General features: G+C 60.7%; 13 protein-coding genes and 1 pseudogene. 4 read left to right on the forward strand and 10 right to left on the reverse strand.

The genetic code is table 11. The features are described from left to right. Nucleotides 1–242: 242 nt before the first annotated feature. Entirely contained in the window at nucleotides 243–2,048 is a 1,806-nt protein-coding gene (msbA, locus tag WM40_RS11365) for a lipid A export permease/ATP-binding protein MsbA (protein ID WP_046152919.1), read from the reverse strand. A 250-nt stretch (nucleotides 2,049–2,298) separates the two neighbouring features. Between msbA and WM40_RS11370 the strand changes: the two genes are divergently transcribed. Continuing rightward, nucleotides 2,299–3,825 (forward strand): O-antigen ligase family protein, encoded by a 1,527-nt coding sequence (locus tag WM40_RS11370; RefSeq protein WP_046152889.1) that lies wholly within the window; start codon nucleotides 2,299–2,301, stop codon nucleotides 3,823–3,825. 19 nt (nucleotides 3,826–3,844) lie between these two features. Further along, nucleotides 3,845–4,747, forward strand: a complete 903-nt coding sequence (locus tag WM40_RS11375) for a glycosyltransferase family 2 protein (RefSeq protein WP_082102609.1) — start codon at nucleotides 3,845–3,847, stop codon at nucleotides 4,745–4,747. A gap of 4 nt (nucleotides 4,748–4,751) precedes the next feature. On the opposite strand, the gene WM40_RS11380 is transcribed toward WM40_RS11375, so the two are convergent. Continuing rightward, nucleotides 4,752–5,909: a glycosyltransferase family 4 protein gene (locus tag WM40_RS11380; RefSeq protein WP_024902158.1), complete on the reverse strand. Its 1,158-nt coding sequence runs from the start codon at nucleotides 5,907–5,909 to the stop codon at nucleotides 4,752–4,754. A 26-nt stretch (nucleotides 5,910–5,935) separates the two neighbouring features. Further along, nucleotides 5,936–9,664: a DNA polymerase III subunit alpha gene (dnaE, locus tag WM40_RS11385; protein WP_046152890.1), complete on the reverse strand. Its 3,729-nt coding sequence runs from the start codon at nucleotides 9,662–9,664 to the stop codon at nucleotides 5,936–5,938. Between the two features lie 162 nt (nucleotides 9,665–9,826). On the opposite strand from dnaE, the gene WM40_RS11390 reads away from it, so the two are divergent. Both WM40_RS11390 and gluQRS read left to right on the forward strand, forming a co-directional pair. Further along, the gene (locus tag WM40_RS11390; protein ID WP_024902156.1) at nucleotides 9,827–10,603 is read left to right on the forward strand and encodes a sulfurtransferase; all 777 of its coding nucleotides are present in this window, start codon (nucleotides 9,827–9,829) and stop codon (nucleotides 10,601–10,603) included. 34 nt (nucleotides 10,604–10,637) lie between these two features. Further along, nucleotides 10,638–11,606 (forward strand): annotated as a pseudogene (gluQRS, locus tag WM40_RS11395) (tRNA glutamyl-Q(34) synthetase GluQRS); the annotation flags it as partial. A gap of 134 nt (nucleotides 11,607–11,740) precedes the next feature. On the opposite strand, the gene WM40_RS11400 reads toward gluQRS, so the two are convergent. The 7 genes from WM40_RS11400 to WM40_RS11440 form a co-directional block, all read right to left on the reverse strand. Next, nucleotides 11,741–13,459, reverse strand: coding sequence for a DEAD/DEAH box helicase (locus WM40_RS11400; protein WP_082102588.1), 1,719 nt, complete (start codon nucleotides 13,457–13,459; stop codon nucleotides 11,741–11,743). A 211-nt stretch (nucleotides 13,460–13,670) separates the two neighbouring features. Further along, nucleotides 13,671–14,918: a formate-dependent phosphoribosylglycinamide formyltransferase gene (gene purT, locus WM40_RS11405; RefSeq protein ID WP_046152921.1), complete on the reverse strand. Its 1,248-nt coding sequence runs from the start codon at nucleotides 14,916–14,918 to the stop codon at nucleotides 13,671–13,673. A gap of 191 nt (nucleotides 14,919–15,109) precedes the next feature. Then, complete coding sequence (locus WM40_RS31360) at nucleotides 15,110–16,168, reverse strand: peptidase (protein ID WP_024902152.1); 1,059 nt, start codon at nucleotides 16,166–16,168, stop codon at nucleotides 15,110–15,112. A gap of 97 nt (nucleotides 16,169–16,265) precedes the next feature. Beyond that, entirely contained in the window at nucleotides 16,266–17,141 is an 876-nt protein-coding gene (locus WM40_RS11415) for a transglutaminase family protein (RefSeq protein ID WP_024902151.1), read from the reverse strand. A gap of 18 nt (nucleotides 17,142–17,159) precedes the next feature. Continuing rightward, nucleotides 17,160–18,113, reverse strand: a complete 954-nt coding sequence (locus WM40_RS11420; protein ID WP_024902150.1) for an alpha-E domain-containing protein — start codon at nucleotides 18,111–18,113, stop codon at nucleotides 17,160–17,162. Between the two features lie 96 nt (nucleotides 18,114–18,209). After that, a complete protein-coding gene (locus WM40_RS11425; RefSeq protein ID WP_024902149.1) occupies nucleotides 18,210–19,652 on the reverse strand; it encodes a circularly permuted type 2 ATP-grasp protein in 1,443 nt (480 codons plus the stop codon). A 791-nt stretch (nucleotides 19,653–20,443) separates the two neighbouring features. Beyond that, entirely contained in the window at nucleotides 20,444–22,012 is a 1,569-nt protein-coding gene (locus tag WM40_RS11440) for a methyl-accepting chemotaxis protein (protein ID WP_082102590.1), read from the reverse strand. Between the last annotated feature and the right edge of the window lie 304 nt (nucleotides 22,013–22,316).

Consider the following 22,316-nt stretch of genomic DNA (forward strand, 5'->3'; position numbering starts at 1 on the left):
TGCGTAGTCTTCCATTCGGTCGGATTGCGGGAAACCGGATTCTTGTCTCAAGGGCAGCGCCGGGTTTCCAGATTCATGGCGCGCTTTACCTCTTATTTTATTTCGTTATCCTTATTTTTAAAAAAACGAAGCAGTGATCAAGTGACTCTCTCTGAAGCCGTCTGCCTTCGTGAAGATGCGCTAAGGGGCCTCGGTCGCCATGCTACCGATGTGGTGAACCGTCGAACCTCCGCTTCAGGCAGTCAGTCCGCGGAAGCGGCAGCCATGTCGCCGGCACGTTCATACTGGATACGATGCAGCGTTGCGTACAGGCCATCCTTGCGCAGTAGCTCGGCGTGACTGCCCTCTTCCACCAGGCGTCCGGCTTCCATGACCAGAATGCGGTCGGCCCGTTCGATGGTCGACAGACGGTGTGCGATCACCAGCGTCGTGCGCCCTTCCATTAATTTCTCGAGCGCAACCTGGACATGGCGTTCCGATTCCGAATCCAGCGCCGATGTCGCCTCGTCGAGGATGAGAATCGGGGCATCCTTGTAGATTGCCCGCGCGATGGCCAGTCGCTGCCGTTGACCACCCGACAGGCGCATGCCGTTGTCACCCACCTGCGTCCTGAGCCCTTCCGGCCAACCGGCAACGGCCTCGGTCAGGTTCGCCGCGGCCAATGCGGCTTCAACGCGCGGGACGTCGATTTCCTGACCATAGGCGACATTCGCCGCGATCGTGTCGTTGAACAACACGACATCCTGGCTGACGAAAGCGATTTGCCTGCGTAGGTCCGCCAGGCGATACTGGTTGATCGGCTCGCCATCGATCGAGATCGTGCCTTCCGTTGCATCGAAGAAACGCGGCAACAGGTTCACTAATGTCGTCTTACCGCTGCCGGATGGCCCCACGAGCGCGATCATCTCGCCTGGACGCGCCTCGAAGGTGATGTCCGATAACACCGGACGGACCGTCTCGCCATAGCGGAATCCCACCCGCTCGAAGCGAACGGCGCCACCGGATCGCATCAGCGGTTTGTCGCCACCCGATGTCTCCGGCGGTTCGTCGATCAGGCCGAAGATCAATTCCGCAGCCGTCATCCCCTTCTGCAGCGGCTGGTTCACATCCGTCAGGTGCTTCAGCGGCGAGATGATCAGCAGCATCGCCGTCACAAACGACACGAAGCCGCCCACTGTGGTCTGGTCGTGCGCGGATTGGATCATCGCGATCGCCAACACCACCGCGAGTGCGATCGACGCAATGAATTGCGTGATCGGCTGCGCCAGCCCGCCGGTTACCGCCATGCGCATGGCGTAGCCACGCAGGATCTTGCTCATTTCGCGAAAGCGGTCCATTTCGTAGGCTTCCCCGTTATGGACCTTGACAACCTTGTAGCCCCCGACGGTCTCCTCGACGATATAGGACAGTTGATTGGTCTGCGTTTGAAAGTCACGGTTCAGACGCCGTAAGCGACGGTTGATCCTCCGGACGAGCCACGCGATCACCGGCAGAATGACCGCGATGATCAACGTCAATTGCCAGTTCCGATAGAACAGCAGTCCGAGCAGGCACAGCACTGTCATCGAGTCACGCACCAACGTGACCATGACCCCGCTGAGCGTATTGAGGATGTTGTTCACCTCGAACACGATTGCGTTGATGATCGTGCTGGCCGTCTCACGTTGGAAAAATGCAACACGCGCGTGCAGCATCTTCTCGAACATTTCCTGACGCAATTTCAGCAGTATTTGGGTGCTGATCCGATTCAGCAGATAGCCGGACGCATATTGCGCCGCCCCACGCACCAACGCCAATACAACCACGGCGATCGGAATGGCCCATTTGGAAAGCGCACCCTTGGTGTCGCCAAACCCGTTGTCCACTAACGGCTTCAGCAACCACGGAATGCCCGCCTCACTCGCGGCAACCAGGCCCATCGCCAAGGCTGCCCCGATCAGGACGGCCAGATGCGGGCGCACGTAGCTTCGCAGGCGGCGGAACACGGCGGTGTTCGCAATGGGTTTTGCCGTGGCGCTACGGGCGGGAGATGAGGCGCTTGTAGTCATCGGTGTCGGCCAGCGCGCGTGCCGCGGCACGCGCCAAACAAAAGGAGGCCCATTATATCGGTCACCCCTATCAGCGCAATCCCATGCGGTAATGCGGCGCGCTGCGCGTATTACGCCCATGCTACACTTGGTGTGGATAACAGACCAACGCATGATCCGTAAAACAACCTCTCCATTGCCTCGCTCGGCGTCGCGGAACTCGCCCGCGACTAGTCCCCAAACGCTCCCCGTTCCGCCTGCCGGCGTATTTTTGACGAGCGATCCCGCGCGCGCCGCCGATGCCAGAGAGCGTACATCGCGGAGCGCGGCCGACCGATACGAAGGCAAACGCGGTAGACACACGTCGACAATTGGCCGCATCGTGCCTCAGACCTTACCAATCATTTTGCTGGTGCTGGCGACGCTTTACCCTGCCGCCAGTCTGAACATTCCAGGCGCGGCCAATGGCGGCCTTTTCCTGTTCTCGCTCATCGGGCTGTTCAGCCTGCCCATGCTTGTGAGCAAGGACATCGGTTCACTCACGCGACCCTCGTTGCTGCACATCGCGATCCTGGGTTGCCTGCCATTCACGGCCGCAGTTGCCAGCGAGCTTGCGCGTGGGCAATGGGTGCCCCGCAATCTCGACTTGCCGTTACGCTTCGCACTGCTCGGCCCCTGCATGGCCTGTGCCTGCCGTCTTGGCGCGAAGCATGTCCGTCACCTTCAATGGGGGCTGATCGCTGGGGCGATCGCCGGCGGTAGCCGTGAGATCTATCTGAATTACGGTGTCGACCGGGTCGCGCAGATCGGTCTGATCAATACGATCCCGTATAGCGATATCGCCTTGATGTTCGGCTTCCTCTCCCTGCTGACGCTTGGGTGGACGCTGGCGGATCAGCGCCGCCCTTGGCTCGTCTTCGTGGAAAACACACTCAAACTGCTTGCGTTCGCGTTGGCCCTGGGTGGTTCGATCGCAAGCGGCTCTCGTGGCGGCTGGTTGACGATTCCTTTCCTTGGCTTGCTGTGCTGGTATGCGCTGGCGGCACTTGGCTCCCGTGATGCGGAGCATCAGGGCGGCAGCGGTACGCACGCGTCGTCAACCTACGCTCGGGTGCAACGCGCCGGACTTGCGGCCGCCATCCTCGCGCTGATAGCGCTCGGTGTCTGGCATGCCTGGCCGCGACTGACGGAGGCGTTCTCCAACATCGCGGTATTTCTGCATTACGACCACTTCGACACACCCGTCGGCATCCGTTTCGAAGTATGGCACGCCTCCGTGATGATGTTCGCCGCGCATCCTCTTTTTGGCATTGGCACCGATCAGTTCATACCCGTGCTGAACGAAATGGTTCATGCCAGACGGGTTCCAGACGTGCTGCTCGGATTGCCACATTCGCATAACGACATGTTGTTCGCCTTGTCGACGGCGGGCGCTTTCGGGGGCCTGGGATTGTTATGTCTGTATCTCGTGCCGTTTGCGACATGCCTGCGCTGGCTGCTGGATGCGCGATTTCGTCAGGTCCGATGCGTTATGGCCATGGGCGTGGTCACGCCACTCTCCTACCTCATCTTCGGGTTGACCGAGACGATGTTCATCATTTCGATGGAAACCGCCATATTTGTCTTCATGACAGCTGTCTTCCTCGCCGTGGCGCGAACGACGATGACCGCGACCCTCGAAAAAATCGCCCATTCCGGCAGTGATCGCGAGGGGCGCTTCACCGCCGTGCAGGCCTATCACGATAGCGATGCCGCGCACGACGCTGGTGCTGTCGAATCCTCGCGACACCCCCGGTAAGCCGATGCCGACGCCACCGATGGAAGTGCCCGCGAGCGCACCGGAACGCAGCACGTTAGGTGTGGCGCTGATTACCCGTAACGCTGCACGGCACCTTGCCGCCTGCCTGGACGCGATTGACTTCGCCGATGATATCGTCCTGCTGGATCAATCGAGTACCGACGACACCGTGGACATCGCCAGGACCCGTGGCGCACGCGTGATCACGGCCCCGGACTGGCCAGGCTTTGGGGTACAGAAGAACCGCGCGATTGCTTTACTCGCAACCGACTGGATTCTCCTCCTCGATGCCGATGAAATCGTCTCTGAGACGCTCCGCGCTTCGTTACAGCAACACTGTCAGTCCGTCCACTCCACGATGGAGGTACCGGACAACGCGCCGCCTGTTGTTTATGCACTGGATCGCGTGTCGTCGTTTTGCGGCCAATGGATTCAGCATTCCGGGTGGCGTCCTGACGTCATCCCGCGCGTATTCCGGCGTGGAAATGCCTGTTTTTCCGACGACCGTGTACACGAGCGCTTGCTGTACGACGCCCCTGTCCGGACGCTCGATGGCGAATTGCTGCACTTCAGCTATGACAATGTCGACACCGTATTACGAAAGATCGACCAATACGCAGCGGAAGGCGCTCGCCAACGTTTCGAACGTGCGCCGGGGGCACGCCCACCGAGCATCGGCAAAGCGTGGTGGCGCGCGGTGTGGGCCTTCACCCGTACCTATCTTTTGAAGCGAGGATTTCTCGATGGCGGCGCGGGACTGACGATTGCGGTAATGAACGCGCAGACGGTTTTCTATCGTTTCCTGCGCTTACGCGAGCAACTGATCGCGGTCAGGTCGCCTGTTCATCCCGATGCGTCCGGCATCGACCCCAGCGCGGAGAGCGTGCCCAAACTGAAAGACGATAAAAAGTCGATGTCTTAGTACGTCAAGCGGTGGCACGTGGCCGGAATGCGTTCGATTCACCGTGATGCCCCACAGGAGTATGTCGACGCGGCGGAATCAAGGACAGCAAGGCGGCGACGTGCTGATCGATATTGGGGTCATATCCCACCGGCAGGCTTGTCGAATCGTCCAACGATGCCTGGGTATCCATATCACGCACCTTCGTGCGACGGGCGAGGCATCGCTGCATTGCCGCGGTGACCGCGCGCGCCAGATCATCCGGAATGTCACCATCGAAGACGTAGCAATCGGACGATGGCAACACCTCGGTACATGCGATACGGCGATCCAGCACAACCGGCGTACCGCATAATAACGATTCGACACCGACCAGGCCGAAAGGTTCGTAACGGGATGCCAGGATCGTCACGTCCGCGGCGCGGTAGGCTTCCGCGATATCCGATGCATAACCGAGATACCGGATGGCGTCGGATGTGTCCGGTATCGGTCGGCCCACCACCGCCAGCACAATTGGCAGCGAGGTTTTCGCAAAAAACGCGGCAAGGCGAGCATAGCCCTTGCGGTGGTGGCTATTCGAGGGAAACAGGAAGACAATCTTGTCGTCACCAATGCCATGCCGGGCGCGCCAAGCCTGACGTTCGGCTTGCCCCGCCACGCTATCGAGGGTTCGGAAATTTACTTGATCGACCGGCGGATAAAGCACCTTGACCTTCTCATCCGGCATACCATAGAGACTACGGAGTTCGTGCGCCATCATTTCCGAGTGGGCAACCACCGTATGGGCGTGGGCGTATTGTGACGACTCGAGGGCGATCTGCCGTCGATCGCTCCACGTTGGCTCTCGATCGAGCGAGCGCAGATAGCCCCGATGCGTGCCACCGCAAATCGCAATTTCAGCACAGTCGGTCCGATTGACACCGATCAGAAGATCGACCCGATATTGCTGTCGCAGCGCAGCAACGCGGCGGGCGAAAAATTGGTCACGTAGCTTCCCGGGCAGCCATCGCACATTGATCGGCACAGGGTCCACGGCGCACTCGCGAAGGAGCCTGTCATCAAAGCTGCGCGCGAAGACGATCGGTCGAACGTTTGCGCGATTCAACCCGCGCACCACGTCCAACGCATAACGTTCAAGCCCACCGCTTTGTTTGAAAGCGTTGCATGCGATTGCAATATTCATGCGTGCCTCGCGGATCCGAGAGGGGGTCAATAGGATATTTCCGCTGCATCCCGGCCGAATGCCACCGCCAGCGCCGACATCAATTCATCGTTCGGTTTCACGCACCACGCGTGGCCGAGCGCCAGCTCCGTATAAGCGTCTTTGCCTACATAGCGTATCTCAACCCGCAAACCCGTGCGCGCCGGCGCAACATCGCGCGACTGTCGGCCACGTCCCGCCCCGCCACCAAAGCCGCCCCCCTGCCTGCCACCCAACCCATTCCCACCGGCTCGATAGCCGCCTACATCCGCCTCGGCGAACGTACCCTCTGTTGCCGTGACCATCATGTCGGGCGCGCGATAGGTGACAAGAATATCCTTCAGACGTGCGATGTCCGCGGTCGGCTGCACGTTTCCGCTCCCCGATCGACTTCCCACCTCGCCATTCACCACTGTGGTGCATTTGCCACCGATGCTGCATGCTTCGCCTGCGGCGCCGATGCCACGCACCGACAGGCGTACTGCCCGGGCATAGCGGCTTCGTGCGCGCTCGAGATCCATCAACGACTCCGCGGTAAAGCGAAGACCACCCGTGAATGCGTCATTGCGTGCACTGCCGCTGACCACCAGCAACTCGTCTTCTTTCAACAGTTCACGATTTGCGTCGAAAAGCTCGTTAAAAATCGTGATTTCGCACTGACCGGTGGTGTCATCGAGCAGCGCCACCACCATTTTTCCACGTTGCGTCATCTGGGTACGCAAGCTGACGATGATCCCGGCAATGATCTTGTCGCGCCCTTCGGTCAACTCGCCGATGGTCTGACGCGTGAACCGACGCGCCTCCGTCTTGTACGCGTCGAACAAATGCCCCGACAAGTAGAAGCCAAGCGATGACTTCTCTTCCTGCAAGCGGCGCTTGTCGTTCCATGGCGCGGTTTTAATCAGTTCGTGCGGCGGCGCTTCCCCGCCCAGATCGAACAACCCAACCTGCAAGGCGTTGGCCGCCGCCTGATCGGCGGCTTCCATCGCCAACGGGACGGAAGCCAGTAGCTGCGCCCGGTTGTCGTGCAATGCATCGAAGGCGCCCGCGCGGATCAACGTTTCAACGGTTCGACGATTGACGACGCGTCGGTCCACGCGCTCGCAGAAATCGAACAGATCGCGGAACGGCCGTTCATCACGCGCACGGATAATTTCCTCGATGGCGTTTTGCCCGCTACCCTTGATCGCACCCAGACCGTATCGAATGGTTCGCGACCGTTGCAGCTTGCCATCCGCGTCCGGCGCCTCCGCGACAGGCTCAAAGCGATAGGCGGAAAGGTTGATGTCCGGCGGGAGCACCTTCAAGTTGTTCGTGGCGCTGATGCAGTCCTCGTACAGGATCTTCACCTTATCGGTGTCGTCCATCGCGAGGCTCATATTGGCCGCCATGAATTCGGCCGGATGGTGCGCCTTCAACCATGCCGTGTAATAGGCCAGCAAGGCATAGGCGGCGGCATGCGACTTGTTGAAACCGTAGCCGGCGAACTTTTCCATCAAATCGAAAATTTCACCGGCCTTTTCCGCGCTCAGGCCGTTTTTCGCGGCACCATCGGCAAACAATGCCCGATGCTCCGCCATCTCCTCGGCCTTCTTCTTCCCCATCGCCCGACGCAGCAGATCGGCGCCACCCAGCGAGTAGCCTCCGATGATCTGCGCCATCTGCATCACCTGCTCCTGGTAGACCATAATCCCATAGGTCTCCTTGAGCACGGACTCCACGCGTGGGTCCGGGTAATCGACATTCTCGCGACCGTGTTTTCGGGCGCAGAAACTCGGAATCAGATCCATCGGGCCCGGACGATACAGCGCCACCAGCGCGATGATGTCCTCGAAACGGTCCGGCTGCGCATCTTTCAGCATGCCCTGCATGCCGCGGCTTTCCAGCTGGAATACGGCGACCGTATTCGCCTTTTTCAGGATATGGAACGACGCAGGGTCCGTCAGCGGCACCTGTGCCAACGACCAATCTGCCTTCGACGGGTCGAGTCGGCGGATATAGCGCTCTGCCCAATCCAGGATGGTCAGCGTGGTCAGACCCAGGAAGTCGAACTTGACCAACCCCACCGCTTCGACGTCATCCTTGTCGTATTGGCTGACGACCCCGCTCTCCTCGCCTTCGCCGGCGGGGCCCTGCGTGTAAAGCGGGCAAAAATCCGTCAGCTTGCCCGGCGCGATCAAGACGCCGCCCGCATGCATGCCGACATTTCGGGTCAGTCCTTCGACGCGCTGGGCAAGGTCGAACAGCTGGCGCACCTCTTCTTCCGCGTCATACCGCTCGGCCAATTGCGGCTCTTCCTTCATCGCGTCTTCTAGCGTGACGTGCTTGCCCGGCTTGAACGGTATCAGCTTGGCGACGCTATCGGTGAAGTTGTAGCCGAGATCCAGCACCCGCCCGATGTCGCGCACGGCGGCCTTTGCCGCCATCGTCCCGAAAGTGGCGATCTGCGACACCGCGTCGGCACCGTACTTGCGCTTGACATACTGAATCACACGATCGCGGCCTTCCTGGCAGAAATCGATGTCGAAGTCGGGCATCGATACCCGCTCCGGATTCAGGAACCGCTCGAACAGCAGGTTGTATTCGAGGGGATCGAGGTCCGTGATCCCCAACGCGTACGCGACCAACGAACCCGCACCCGATCCTCGACCCGGTCCCACCGGCACGCCGTTGGTCTTCGCCCAATTGATGAAGTCCGCAACGATCAGGAAGTAACCCGGAAAGCCCATCTTGATGATGGTATTCGCCTCGAATTCGAGACGCGCCGCATAGCGCGGGCGCTCGGATTCACGCCGCGCTTCATCTGGATACAGGAACGCCAGCCGCTTTTCTAGGCCCGCGCGCGACTCCGCCACGAGAAAGTCGTCGAGAGACACGCCATCGGGGGTAGGGAACAGCGGCAGCTTCGGTTTGCCGAGTTCGAGTGTCAGATTACACCGCTTGGCGATTTCAACCGTATTGTCGAGCGCGGACGGCAAATCGGCGAACAACGCCGCCATAGCGGCCTGCGTCTGGAAATACTGTGTCTGCGTAAAGCGTTTGCCGCGCTTTGGATTCGCCAGCAGATCGCCTTCCGAGATGCAGACACGTGCCTCATGCGCCGTGAAATCGTCCGGCGTCATGAACTGCACCGGGTGCGTGGCGACAACGGGCAGATTCAGCGAGGCGGCAAGGGCGAGCGCCTGGGCGATGTACGATTGCTCGCCTGGCTGTCCGGCACGCTGCAATTCAATATAAAACGCATCCGGAAACACCGTTTGCCAATATGTCGCGCAACGCCGCGCCGCCTCGGGATTGCCCGCGGCAAACGCCGCCCCGATATCGCCGCCCTGCGCGCCGGACAACGCCAGCAGACCCTCGGCAAAACCGTTCGCCAGCCATTCCGACCTGATCTCGGCACGGCCTTTATACTGGTTCGTCAGTGAGCCTCGTGACAGCAGCTCACACAGGTTCAGATATCCCTGCCGATTGCGTACCAGGAGCAGCAGCCGATGCGGCTTGTCCCGATCGGCCGGATTCGTGATCCAGACGTCGGCGCCAGCAATCGGCTTGACACCCGCACTGCGCGCGGCCTTATAGAAGCGAACGAGACCGAACGCGTTGCTGAGATCCGTCAGCGCGAGCGCGCCCTGGCCGTCTTTCGCGGCAGCAGCGATCGCGTCATCGAGGCGGACGATACCGTCTGCGATCGAATATTCGGAGTGGAGGCGGAGATGAATAAAACGAGGTTCTGACATAGCGCGTATTGTACCTGCCGGCACATCACCGGAACATACTTTCAGCGTGATGCGCGCGTGGCGTACCGACGCCGGGACAGCGCGTAGGGCTCCAATCCGATCCCATGCGTGGTCTTGTTGCGAGATAATGTCGAATTGAACCCCGTTTACTGCTTCTTACCGATGCGTACCGTCAACCTCGCCGGCTATCTCTTTGTGTCCATTCCGGACCCCGCCGCATGGCGCGCGCCGCTGCGCGAACGCTGTGATGCCTTGCAACTGCGCGGCACGATCCTGCTGTCCCCCGAGGGCATCAATCTTTTTATCGCCGGCGCGCAGCCGCAGACGGATGCCCTGATCGGCTACCTGCGCGACGATCCGCTGTTCGAAGGCCGTCTCACGCCGTTGACGTTCAAGACAAGCCTTTCGGAACATCCGCCTTTTGGAAAAATGCGGGTCAAGCTGAAGCGTGAAATCATTACGATGCGGCACCCAACGATTCGCCCCGAAGCCGGTCGTGCACCGTCCGTGTCGCCTGAGACGTTACGCACCTGGCTCGATCGCGGACACGACGACAACGGCCGGCCCGTGGTCCTGCTAGACACGCGTAACGGCTTTGAAATCGATCACGGCACGTTCGAGGGCGCGATCGACTGGCGACTGGAGAAATTCGGTGACTTCCCGGACGCGGTAGAGACGCATCGGGACACCTTCGACGGCAAAACGGTCGTCTCTTTCTGTACTGGTGGTATTCGCTGCGAAAAGGCTGCGATTCATATGGCTAACAACGGCATCAATGACGTGTACCAGCTTGAAGGCGGCATTCTCGGTTATTTCGAACACGTCGGCGGCGCGCATTACAACGGCGCCTGCTTTGTCTTCGATGAGCGGGAAGCGCTGACGCCGGCACTGCAACCCGTCTCCCGCGCAGCGGCAACCTCGGATGCATTCGAACAGTAATCCGCACCGCGATGACGGCGTGCCGGGAGCCCGCATGCCGTCATCGCGGTCGACCGCGCCGCGCCCCTATTGTGGACGCTTCGCCCCTTCCCCGACAGGGCCATTGCACGCCGGCTCACTGATCAGCGCGCTTGCCAGTTGGCTTGATGCAAAATCACACGACGGCACCTGGCTGGTGCGCATCGAGGACGTCGATCAACCGCGCAGCGTCCCTGGTGCCGCCGACGACATCCTCGCCACGCTGGCCGCCTACGGGCTGCACGCCGACGCCCCGCCAGTATGGCAGCACGATCGCGACCAGGCCTATGAAACCGCGTTTGCGCAATTGCGCGCGAGCGGCCTGCTTTATCCCTGCGGCTGCACCCGACGCGAGATCGCGGATGCGCTGGCGCACCATGACACGCGCCATCGACACGCAACGCTGGCTTATCCGGGTACATGCCGCCATGGCTTGCATGGTCGCGCGCCGCGTACCTGGCGCTTGCGCGTACCGGAAGGCACCGCGGCATGCTTTCACTTCGTCGACCGTTGGCATGGCGCGCAGTCACAGGATCTCGCCGCCGAGGTTGGCGACTTCGCGCTGCGGCGTGGCGACGGGTTGTGGGCCTATCAATTGGCAGTCGTTGTCGACGATGCGGCCGCCGGTGTGACCGATGTGGTCCGAGGCGCCGACCTGCTCGATTCCACGCCCCGGCAGATCTACCTGCAGCAATGTCTGGGCGTCCCCACGCCACGTTATCTTCATGTGCCAGTGCTGAACGACGCACGCGGCGAGAAATTGAGCAAGCAAACAGGTGCCGAGGCGCTACCGCGAGACGCCCCCGGCATTGATGCGGCATTACGCGACGCATTGCGTTTTCTACAGCAGGAAATGGGCTTGCCGACGATACCGTTGCTAGAGGAATGGAACGCGAACACGCCACCCCATGCTGAAGCAATTATGGCGGAGGGTCGAACGCGTCTACTGGACGAAGCCGTTATGGCATGGCGACAACGCTTCGGAGGTGCTACCGTCGTGGCAATACCAAGGTCATCCGGGGAGACACCCCCCCCAATGCCTTCCCCCTCGGCGTGATCAGAAGGGGCGTTGCAGCCCGCATCTGCGAAATGGATCGGAACCCGGCGGCGAAGCGCCGATCAGTCCGGCTTGCGCGGCATACCCAGGCCGCCGAGCAAGGCCGCCAGCGGCCGCTTCGCGGTGGTGCGCTTGCCGTGATCCAGCGACGCGTCAGACGCTGTTGCACTGGATGCATCCGTTGGCTTCACCATCGGCTCATACGGCCGAGTGAAGATGTCGTCGATGGGAGCGTGACGTCGCGGACGACGATCCGTCCCACGGCCCGACCCATCCCCGTAGAGGCCACGGCCTTGATGCCCAGACGCACCCTCGCGGCGCGAATGGGCATCGGCGCCGTCACGGGGTTCGCGCAGACTGCTCGCTCGGCCATCGCGCGGTGATCGATCACCGCGCTCACGCGCAGGCGATGCGGGCAGCATGAGCGTCTCGCGTTGGAGCGGACGTCCAATCATTTTTTCAATGTCCGCGAGCAGGCGGAGATCCTTGCTCGAACACAAAGACAACGCGTCGCCCGACGCACCGGCGCGACCGGTGCGGCCAATCCGGTGCACATAATCTTCCGCATTGAACGGCAAATCGTAGTTGATAACCGCGGGCAAATCGGTCACATCCAGTCCACGTGCCGCCACGTCGGTGGCGACCAAGACCGCCAACGAGCCTTTCTTGAACGCTTCCAGCGCCTGCATGCGTTCGCTCTGTGACTTATCGCCGTGGATCGCCGAAGCAACGATGCCGTCATGCTCGAGGGTCCGCGCCAGACGACCCGCTCCCAGCTTACTGTTGCAGAACACAATGACCTGCTTCAGATCGCGCGCGCGGATCAACTGCGTCACCGCCCGCGGCTTGTCCGCTTCGTCCACCTCGAACAGTATTTGGCGGACCGTCGATGCGGTCGCATTACGCGCCACTTCGATCGTCGTCGGATTACGCAGGTAAGTCGACGCCAGCTTCTTGATATCGTTCGAAAAGGTTGCTGAAAACAACAAGGTCTGGCGGTTTTCAGGCAACAGATTCAGGATGCGCTGCAGGTCGGGCAGGAAGCCCATGTCGAGCATCCGGTCCGCCTCGTCCAGCACCAGCATCTGTACCTGGCCCAATTGCACATTACGCTGCTGCACGTGATCAAGCAGGCGACCCGGCGTTGCCACCAGGATCTCGACACCGCCTCGCAGTGCCTGCGCCTGGCCCTGCATGTCGATACCGCCGAACACAACAAGACTGCGCAGGTCCGTATGCTTTGCATAGGCCGCGACATTGTCCGCCACCTGGTCCGCGAGCTCACGCGTCGGCGTCAGGATCAACGCGCGCACCGGATGGCGCGCGGGAGAGGTGCTGTTGTTCGCCTGCGGCATCAACCGCTGGATGATCGGCAACGAGAAACTGGCCGTCTTGCCGGTACCCGTCTGCGCCGCGCCCATCAGGTCGCTGCCCGTCAGCACCACCGGGATCGCGCGCGCCTGGATCGGCGTGGGCTTCGTGTAGCCTTGCTCGGTCACCGCCTGGAGCAGTTTCGGATGCAAGCCGAACGTTGCGAACGTCACCGCATCGGGCACCACCGTCGGGACGGTTTCCACCACGTCCCCAACGTGCGAGATCACTGGCGCCACGTCATCCGCGGCCGGACTGGCAGGCAGTTCGGTACCCGTCTCTGGTGGAGGAGCAACCGTGGACGGAGCGGCCTTTACAAACGATGCGGATGCGGCGTTCGTGTTATCGGTCTCGGACGGCGTGGCGTTCTCGCCGCTGCCGTGAACCGGAAAAATTCCTGACTCGGACATGGAAATAGGTATAGGGCGGTCAGCGGTGGATCAACGACGCTTCACAGTCGAAGCGTGAAAAGATCGGCGCCGGCCCTGAAATCATCAAAATCGCGCGCTGTCCTGGTGGACGGCCGCGGGCATGCCGGTGGCATGCGGCACATGGAGGCTATTGTAACACCGGGAATTTCAAATACTTGCGCGCGGGGGTATTCCCCGCCCCGCGCTGGCGTCATTCGACACGGCGCGGCTTGACCCGAGCCGCGGCAGTGCGGGCACGCTCGCGTGCCTCATCCGTCGTCGACCCGGTGGCAACCGCCACGCCCATGCGGCGCTTCTTGAAGCTTTCCGGCTTGCCGAACAACCGCAGGTCCGCGCCTGGCACCTTCAACGCATCGGCGACGCCATCGTAGGCAATCCCTTGCGCTTCCATGCCGCCATAGATCACCGCGGACGCGCCAGCCTCACGCAGCGACGGGTCCACCGGTAAGCCCAGGATCGCGCGTGCATGCAGGTCAAACTCGGAATAGCGTTGCGTGCACAGCGTTACCAGACCGGTATCATGCGGACGCGGACTGACTTCGGAGAACCAGACATCGTCGCCTTTTACAAACGCTTCCACGCCGAATAGACCGCAGCCACCCAGTGCCTCGGTTACTTTGTGCGATACATCACGGGCCTTGGCAAGCGCGACCGGACTCATGGGTTGAGGCTGCCAGGATTCCACGTAGTCGCCGTCCACCTGGCGATGCCCGATCGGTTCGCAGAAGAAGGTTTCAACGGCACCCGACGCCCCTACCGCGCGTACCGTCAGTTGCGTTATTTCGTAATCGAAGTCGATGAAGCCCTCGACGATGACCCGCGTACCGGCAACGCGTCCACCTGCCATCGCATACGCCCACGCAGGGTCCAGATCGGCCGCGGAGCGCAGCACGGATTGCCCCTTGCCCGATGACGACATCACCGGCTTCACCACGCACGGATAGCCGATGCCGGCGTCGATCGCCGCTTCGAGCGCTTCGCGCGTATCGGCAAACGCATAAGGCGAGGTCGGCAACGCCAGGTCCTCGGCGGCCAAGCGGCGAATCCCCTCGCGGTTCATCGTCAATTGCGTGGCACGCGCGGTAGGGACCACGCGCGCCAGCCCTTCACGCTCGATCTCGGCAAGCATGTCGGTGGCGATTGCCTCGATCTCCGGCACGATCAGATGGGGGCGCTCCGCTTCGATCACCGCGCGCAACGCCGCGCCGTCGGTCATCGCGATGACATGCGACCGGTGGGCGACCTGATGGGCCGGCGCGTTCTCGTAGCGATCGACCGCGATCACTTCCACGCCCAGGCGCTGCAGCGCAATGACCACTTCCTTACCCAATTCACCGGAACCAAGCAGCATGACGCGCAACGCGGACCCGCTCAATGGTGTGCCAAACGCGGGCAAGACGGATGGGGTGGGAGCGGCGGAAAGGGTCGATTGGCTCATGGCGACAATAGCGTGATCAAGGAAGGGTTCGGAATGGCGGGATTGTACCCGGTCGACGCGTGTGGGCGTATGCGCGTCGTCGCCGCTGGCGCGAGGCCACCGACAAGGCACCCCGCCTTTTGACACGCTCGCGGCGGGCTCGATAGCATTGCCCACGGGTAATCGAAGGCGATCGACCAGATGACGATTGCTCAACTCTGCGTGGGCAGACCCCGCTCGGATTGCGCCAGTGTTTGCGCCGGGGCACTCTCTTCACCGCCGTTCGCCAGGGCACCGCCTGGTACCGCGGGATCCTGCGGTGCATGGCCGGTGTGAGAGCGCAGTGCCTGGCTGACACCGCCGTCAAGTCGTTCATGGAACGGTGCGCTGTCGACATCGGTCCAGACTGGATTGGGAATTTCACCAAACACCTGTCGCAGTCGCTCGCCCCAACTGCGATGAATCATCTGGTAATACGCGTTGTCCTGGTCCAATACCGCAAATCGGCTGACCCGCAACGCATCGCGCTCGTAGACCAGCAGGTCCAACGGCAAACCTACCGACAAATTCGAGCGCAGCGTCGAATCCATGGAGATCAGCGCACATTTGGCGGCCTCGTCCAATGAAGTCTTCGGCGTCACCACGCGATCGATGATCGGCTTGCCGTATTTGGACTCGCCGATCTGAAAAAACGGGCAGGCGTCCGTGGACTCGACGAAATTGCCCGCGGCGTAAATCATGAACAAACGGGGTTTCTGGCTACCGATCTGGCCGCCCAGGATAAAACTGCAGTTGAATTCGACCTGGAATTCGGATAGCGCTTGCGCATCACGCTTATAGACATCGCGAACGGCCTGCCCCACGACCCGGGCAGCTTCAAACATCGACGAAGCCGTCCACAACGTCACCGGGGTCGCCGGGAGGGAAGACGAGGCATCCGTGGTGCTGACCGCCACGGTGACCGCCTCCGTCGGGATCGCTTGCTGACCCAATGGTGCCATCGACACCGGCGCATTGCCCTGCCCAGTCCGGCGCATTGCCCGCTCGCCATCCTGCAACGCTTCCGGAGAAGCGCCCTCGGTCAACCGCTGCACGACAGCCTGCGTCAATGCGAGGTTACCGGCGCACAACAATGTCAGCACCCTGTCACCGGGCTGCTCGAACACAGCCATCTTTCGCGCCGCGCTTACATTGTCCACGCCCGCATTGGTGCGCGTGTCGGACAGGAAGACCAGCCCTTCATCCACACACAGCGCCACACAATATGTCATCTCCGCCTACCTCGCCGCCTTCGTTCAATCCGGTATTGTAGAACGGCGCGCCGATGCATCACAGGCGCGATGCGCAACTGCCGTTCGCGTGAAGCGATCACTGTTGCGCCATGCCGACGCTACTGCCAATCCCGTTGCCCAGGCCGTTCGCGGCGGGATTGCGCGCCGCCCCTCCGACGTCGACGAACACTGCCACCTCAAGTGTTTCATCCCTTCCACCGATGCGCGAGCCTCGCACCGGCGAGGCGGGCTGGAAATCGCGTGCTACCGCAAGGCGGCAATAGCGTTCGCTGGCAAATACCGCATGTGTCACGTCCACGGTCACCCAACCCGCGCCCTGTGGACCGCCGTCAAGCCAGACATCGACCCATGCATGACTTGCGGCATGGGGCACATCGCCCGGATCGATATAGCCACTGACATAGCGTGCCGGCACGCCCCGTTCCCGGCAACATGCCAACATCAAATGCGCATGATCCTGACAGACGCCGTTACCCAACGCCAGGGCCTGCGCGGCGGTGCTGGTGACCATCGTGACGCCTGGCATGTAGCGCACGCGCCCCGAGATCGTTTCGGCGAGCGCGATCAGATCCGCCGGCGTGCGCAGCGACGAATGCGTACTTGCCATCGCCCGGATGGCATCGTCGGCTTCGGTCAAAGGCGTGGCACAGGTGTAGTGCGCGATCGGGATGCGACCCGGGCCGTCCGATAGCCAGCCGTCACGCAGCGGCACCGTCTCCACTTCGCCACTGACCGCAAAGACGATCTGTTCATGCGGACGGTTCAACACCAGGGTGTGCAGGATATTGCCATAGGCATCGCGCGTGGCGTCCAGCTTTCCGGGCGCGTCGATCGACCAGTGCCGTACATGCTGTGCGCTGTTCGTTTCCGGCGTCAGGCGCAATTGCTGGATAGAGTATTGGACGGGCGTGGCATAACGGTAACGGGTATCGTGACGAATGTTCAACTGCATGGTTCCGTCTCCTGCCGCTTACACCAGCGGCAACATCAAGTAGGTTTGCATCACACGCATGCCCAGTTCATCGACACGCTTCAGAAACTGGGTCAGGTAGGTGTGCAGCCCGGTGGCATAGATCTGCTGGATATCCGCGTACAACAGTTCCGAGCGGAGCTTTCCGGCAAAACGTTCGCACTCCGCGGAACCCGGCGTCCGAAGCAGGGCCAACATTTCGCATACGTCGTCGAGCGACGCCAGCAGCGAGCGCGGCATCTGCGCGTTGAGAATCAACAATTCCACCACGCGCGACGGCGTCACCACATCACGGTACACCTTTCGGTAAATCTCCAGCGCCGACACGGAACTGAGCACCGACGTCCAATAGTAAAAATCCTCCAATTGACGCGCGTTGTCGCGCGTCAAGGTGCTGTCCGACAAGCGCACATCGAGGATACGCGCGGTGTTGTCGGCCCGCTCCAGGAAGATACCGAGTCGTATGAAATAAAACGCATCATCCTTCAGCGCCGTTGCGGAAATCACGCCGCGGGTCAGGTGGGAGCGATACTTGACCCATTCGAACAACGCCTCCGGATTGGCCGTCAGTTCGTCACGCACCAGGCGGTCCGAGAAATCCAGCCAGGTGAAGTTCAGCGTTTCCCAACTTTCCGTCGTCAATGACCCCCGCACCGCGCGGGCGTTTTCACGTGCCGCATACAGGCACGAACGGATGCTCGACGGATTCGACGCATCGGCGACCATGAACTCCAATACCGCCGCCAACGTCGGCGGGGCATCACCGTGGCGCTCGGCAAACGCGCCCTCGAGTTCCGATATCCGCAGCATTTCGCGCTGGGCTTCGGCTTCCGCTTCCGCGGTTTGTGGCAACAGCGCCCCCTTCAAGTGGATGTCGAGCATCCGGGCGGTATTTTCAGCGCGCTCCATGTAGCGCGCCATCCAGAACAAGTGGTCCGCTGTTCGGCTCAGCATGGTCGTCTTTCCTGTCTCTGTTCTTGCTGTCGGTGCGCAGAATAGCGCGCGTATTGCCGCTGCGTGCGTAAGGCGTGAGCGGCGTCGCGAATCGGCTCAGTCGACCATCCAGGTATCTTTCGTTCCGCCCCCTTGCGACGAATTCACCACCAGAGACCCTTCCTTCAACGCGACACGGGTCAAGCCGCCGGCGACCATCGTCACATCACGCCCCGACAACACGAACGGTCGCAGATCGATATGCCGCGGTGCGATGCCGGCATCGACGAAGGTAGGGCAAGCTGACAATGACAACGTCGGCTGCGCAATATATCCGGCGGGCTTTGCCAGCAAAAGCGCACGAAACGCCTCGATTTCCTCGTGCGTCGATGCCGGGCCGACGAGCATGCCGTAGCCACCCGCGCCGTGTACTTCCTTGACGACGAGTTCGGGCAAATGCGCAAGCGTGTATGCCAGATCTTCCGGCTTGCGGCACTGAAACGTCGGCACATTCTTCAGGATCGGTGCTTCGTTCAGATAGAACGAAATCATCTCCGGAACATACGGATAGATCGACTTGTCATCGGCAATACCGGTTCCCATCGCGTTCGCTAGAACCACCTTCCCGGCGCGATAGGATGTCAGCAGTCCCGGCACCCCGAGTGCGGAGTCCGGTCTGAACCCGAGCGGATCGAGAAAATCATCGTCGATCCGGCGATAAATCACATCCACGCGGCGCGGACCTTGCGTGGTCCGCATGAATACGTAGTTATCCTCGGTAAACAGGTCCTTGCCTTCGACCAATTCGATGCCCATTTGCTGCGCCAGGAACGAGTGCTCGAAATACGCCGAGTTGTACATGCCCGGCGTCAGCACGACCACTACCGGTTCGTCGACGCCAGGCGGCGCAACGGACCGGAGCGTTTCGAGCAACAGATCCGGATAATGGGCCACGGGTGCAACACGGTTCTGCACGAACAGCTCGGGGAATAACCGCATCATCATCTTGCGATTTTCCAACATGTACGAGACACCTGACGGCACCCGCAGGTTATCTTCCAACACATAGAACTCGCCGTCATCGCCGTTGCGGACAACGTCGACACCCGCAATATGGGCGTAAATGCCGAGAGGCACATCCACACCTTGCATCTCGGGGCGATACTGCGCGTTGGTGAAGACCTGATCCGCGGGAACAATACCCGCCTTGACGATATTGGCGTCGTGATAGATATCGTGGATGAACAGGTTCAGCGCCTTGACACGTTGCCGCAGCCCCGCTTCCAGTCGGCGCCACTCGTCACCCGGGATGATCCGCGGAATCATATCGAAGGGAATGACGCGTTCAGTGCCCTGCAAGTCCCCGTTCATCGCGAACGTGATACCTACGCGGCGGAACAGCAGATCCGCCTCGGCCCGTTTCCGGGCAATCGTTTCGGCAGGCTGCGCTTGCAACCACTGATGGAAACGCTGGTAGTGCCGCCTGATCCCTCCTTCCGTGTTCACATGGCCCGCGATCATGGCGGCGCCGGTCTCCTGCATTTCGTCGTAAATTCGCATCGTTACGCCTTTGGCCTGTGGCCTGCCTTGCATGGAGAGTCCTGTCTAAGCGAAAGGCATGCCCGCCTGGACGAGCCCGTCATTCACCAAGATGGGGCAATTTTGAGATTTTTTAGCCAACCTTATCCCATCCGATCATCGCATCTCGCCAATTTACGGCAAATTCCGACAAGACGCAGCGCCTTGCCGCACAATTTTGGCGCGAACCTGGGCGGCATCGTACCGCGCCATCGTTTCCCGGGTGCTATCCAAAGAGGGCAGGCCGGATATCGTCATTTTGCAGAATCAACGTGCCAATACGCCATGGATTGACATGGTTCCGGCTGTTGCGCCCCCTCGCCTTCAAACGCTGCCAGGCTGCGCGGGTAAAGCCGCGCATGGCTATCAGGTAGCCCATTATGGCACCGTAAATCTGCATCCCGTCCGTCGGCCTCTCATTTGCTTATTGCCGTCGCCTGCACGCGCGGATCGATCGGCCCACGACGCCTAAACGGCACGCTGTGACGGCGCACCTCATTTATAGAGGATAGCGAAGCAATTCAGGAGAGAGCAAGAATTTTCCCGGATAGATCATTGGAAAGGCTGATCAGCCTTTCCGCGTAGGATGCGATCGGTAAGCATGCCCATGCTTTTCCAATTCGGTCAACGTGACCTGACAGTCGTGCTGCCACGGCACCCGTCCAGGTGCCTTATACGTCACTTCATGTTGTTTGTCGAAGCCAGGAACCGGCAGGCATCTCGCATCGACATGAAACCATTTCACACCAACAACCAGGCGTCTATACCGCACGTCACCTTGCATCGACCTTGAACACGGAGACCACGGCTTTCAGGTTTTTTGCCTGATCGGCCATCGACTGCGCCGCCGCCGATGCCTGCTCGACCAGCGCTGCGTTCTGCTGCGTGACACTGTCCATCTGCGCCACCGCCTGGTTCACTTGCTCGATACCCGTTACTTGTTCCGTTGATGCAGAAGCGATTTCGCCCATGATGTCGGTGACGCGTTTCACTGAACGTACGACTTCACCCATCGTCTGCCCGGCGTCCCGCACCAACCCGGAGCCATTGTTCACATGCGATACGGATTTCTCGATCAGCTCCTTGATTTCCTTCGCCGCCACCGCGCTGCGCTGCGCCAAGGTGCGCACCTCACCAGCGACCACGGCAAACCCCCGGCCTTGCTCGCCGGCGCGTGCCGCCTCGACAGCGGCGTTGAGCGCAAGGATATTTGTCTGGAATGCAATACCTTCGATCACGGAGATAATTTCAGTGACCTTGCTCGAACTCGTGGAAATATCGTCCATCGTGCTGACCACCTGCTTGACCACGTCCCCTCCCGACAGCGCCGTCTGGGATGCGGTCACCGCCAGCGTACTGCCCTGACGGGCATTATCGGTGTTTTGCCTTACCGTGGCGGTCAGCTCCTCCATGCTGGCAGCGGTCTCACCCAGCGACGCAGCCTGCTCTTCGGTGCGTTGCGACAGATCGACATTTCCCTGCGCCACTTCGCCCGCCGCGACTGAAATCGACTCGGCGGAGATCTTGATGTCCTGGACAATCGACGTCAACCTGACACGCATCGCCTCCAGTGAGGCCATGAGACTGCGGGAATCACCGCGTGTCAAATGCAGATCAATCATCAGGTTGCCCTCTGCGATCTGTGCTGCAGCATGCTGGGCGAGTGCGGGGTCACCACCGAGCTGCCGCAAGATGCTACGGGTGATCAACGTTGCGGTCACGCTCGCAATTACCACGGCAATCGTCACGATAAGGGCAATAGATTTGCGAACGCTCGAGAGGGTCTCCTCCGCTTGCTGCTGCGCTTTAACATTCAACTGATCCTCGATACTGGCCAATTCGATCGTGCGGTCGAGCCAAACGCGTTGCGGGGCACGCGCATTCTGAAGGAGTTCTCGGGTAGCGCCCGCGAAATCATTAGACTGGGCGAGTTCAATCGCTTTTCGCATCGGGGGCAACGCCGCAGCTTCGTCCTGCTTCAGTGCCACAAGAAGGGCGCGTTGGCGTTCCGTTGTCGTGGGTTCCTCCGCGAACAGACGCGATAATTTCTCGTTCGCGTCGGCGTAGGCCTGTTCCTGTTTCTTGATGCGCTCGGCGTCCTGCGCGTTATCCCGTCGGTCGGTAACCAGGACCATGTTCCGGACGCCAATCGCGCGATCCAGAATGGATGCACGCAGTTCGTTGGCCAATCGCGTTTCGGCGTTGTGTACGCGTGCAACGGCATCGAATTGGGCATCCAACCGCAACAAACCATAGAAGGCGATTGCCGCCACGGTAAGCACCAGCGCCGTTAGCAAACCGAAACCGATAGTAAGACGCGTGGATACCTTCATATTGCGCATTGCCGCCCCCAAGCCAAGTAGAATTGTTTGGTTCCTTAACGGCATTTCCAATTGAATGCTGGAGCAATTTTTCTTTAGGGTTTATATGTATAAGAGCGCAGACAATGGCTGGCGCAATGCACCTGTCACGAACAGCAAGATCGCTGTAATGAGATAAAAAAGGTATCTGAAAAACACTTACCGTCCGGTCGATATCGGCTCGCCGGAGGACGCCACGGGGGCCACAAATACGCCTCAAAGCAAAAAGCCACCCGAAGGTGGCTTTTCTTACTGTGTTTGGTGGGCCTCCGCGGAGTCGAACCGC

It is taken from the genome of Robbsia andropogonis (genome assembly GCF_000970345.1).
Classification (GTDB): domain Bacteria; phylum Pseudomonadota; class Gammaproteobacteria; order Burkholderiales; family Burkholderiaceae; genus Robbsia; species Robbsia andropogonis.

What these genes read in the sequence shown, in the direction of transcription:
- msbA (WP_046152919.1), bottom strand. Translation starts at nt 2,048, where the DNA reads ATGACTACAAGCGCCTCATCTCCCGCCCGTAGCGCCACGGCAAAACCC.
- WM40_RS11375 (WP_082102609.1), top strand. Translation starts at nt 3,845, where the DNA reads ATGGAAGTGCCCGCGAGCGCACCGGAACGCAGCACGTTAGGTGTGGCG.
- WM40_RS11380 (WP_024902158.1), bottom strand. Translation starts at nt 5,909, where the DNA reads ATGAATATTGCAATCGCATGCAACGCTTTCAAACAAAGCGGTGGGCTT.
- dnaE (WP_046152890.1), bottom strand. Translation starts at nt 9,664, where the DNA reads ATGTCAGAACCTCGTTTTATTCATCTCCGCCTCCACTCCGAATATTCG.
- WM40_RS11390 (WP_024902156.1), top strand. Translation starts at nt 9,827, where the DNA reads ATGCGTACCGTCAACCTCGCCGGCTATCTCTTTGTGTCCATTCCGGAC.
- WM40_RS11400 (WP_082102588.1), bottom strand. Translation starts at nt 13,459, where the DNA reads ATGTCCGAGTCAGGAATTTTTCCGGTTCACGGCAGCGGCGAGAACGCC.
- purT (WP_046152921.1), bottom strand. Translation starts at nt 14,918, where the DNA reads ATGAGCCAATCGACCCTTTCCGCCGCTCCCACCCCATCCGTCTTGCCC.
- WM40_RS31360 (WP_024902152.1), bottom strand. Translation starts at nt 16,168, where the DNA reads ATGACATATTGTGTGGCGCTGTGTGTGGATGAAGGGCTGGTCTTCCTG.
- WM40_RS11415 (WP_024902151.1), bottom strand. Translation starts at nt 17,141, where the DNA reads ATGCAGTTGAACATTCGTCACGATACCCGTTACCGTTATGCCACGCCC.
- WM40_RS11420 (WP_024902150.1), bottom strand. Translation starts at nt 18,113, where the DNA reads ATGCTGAGCCGAACAGCGGACCACTTGTTCTGGATGGCGCGCTACATG.
- WM40_RS11425 (WP_024902149.1), bottom strand. Translation starts at nt 19,652, where the DNA reads ATGCGAATTTACGACGAAATGCAGGAGACCGGCGCCGCCATGATCGCG.
- WM40_RS11440 (WP_082102590.1), bottom strand. Translation starts at nt 22,012, where the DNA reads ATGCGCAATATGAAGGTATCCACGCGTCTTACTATCGGTTTCGGTTTG.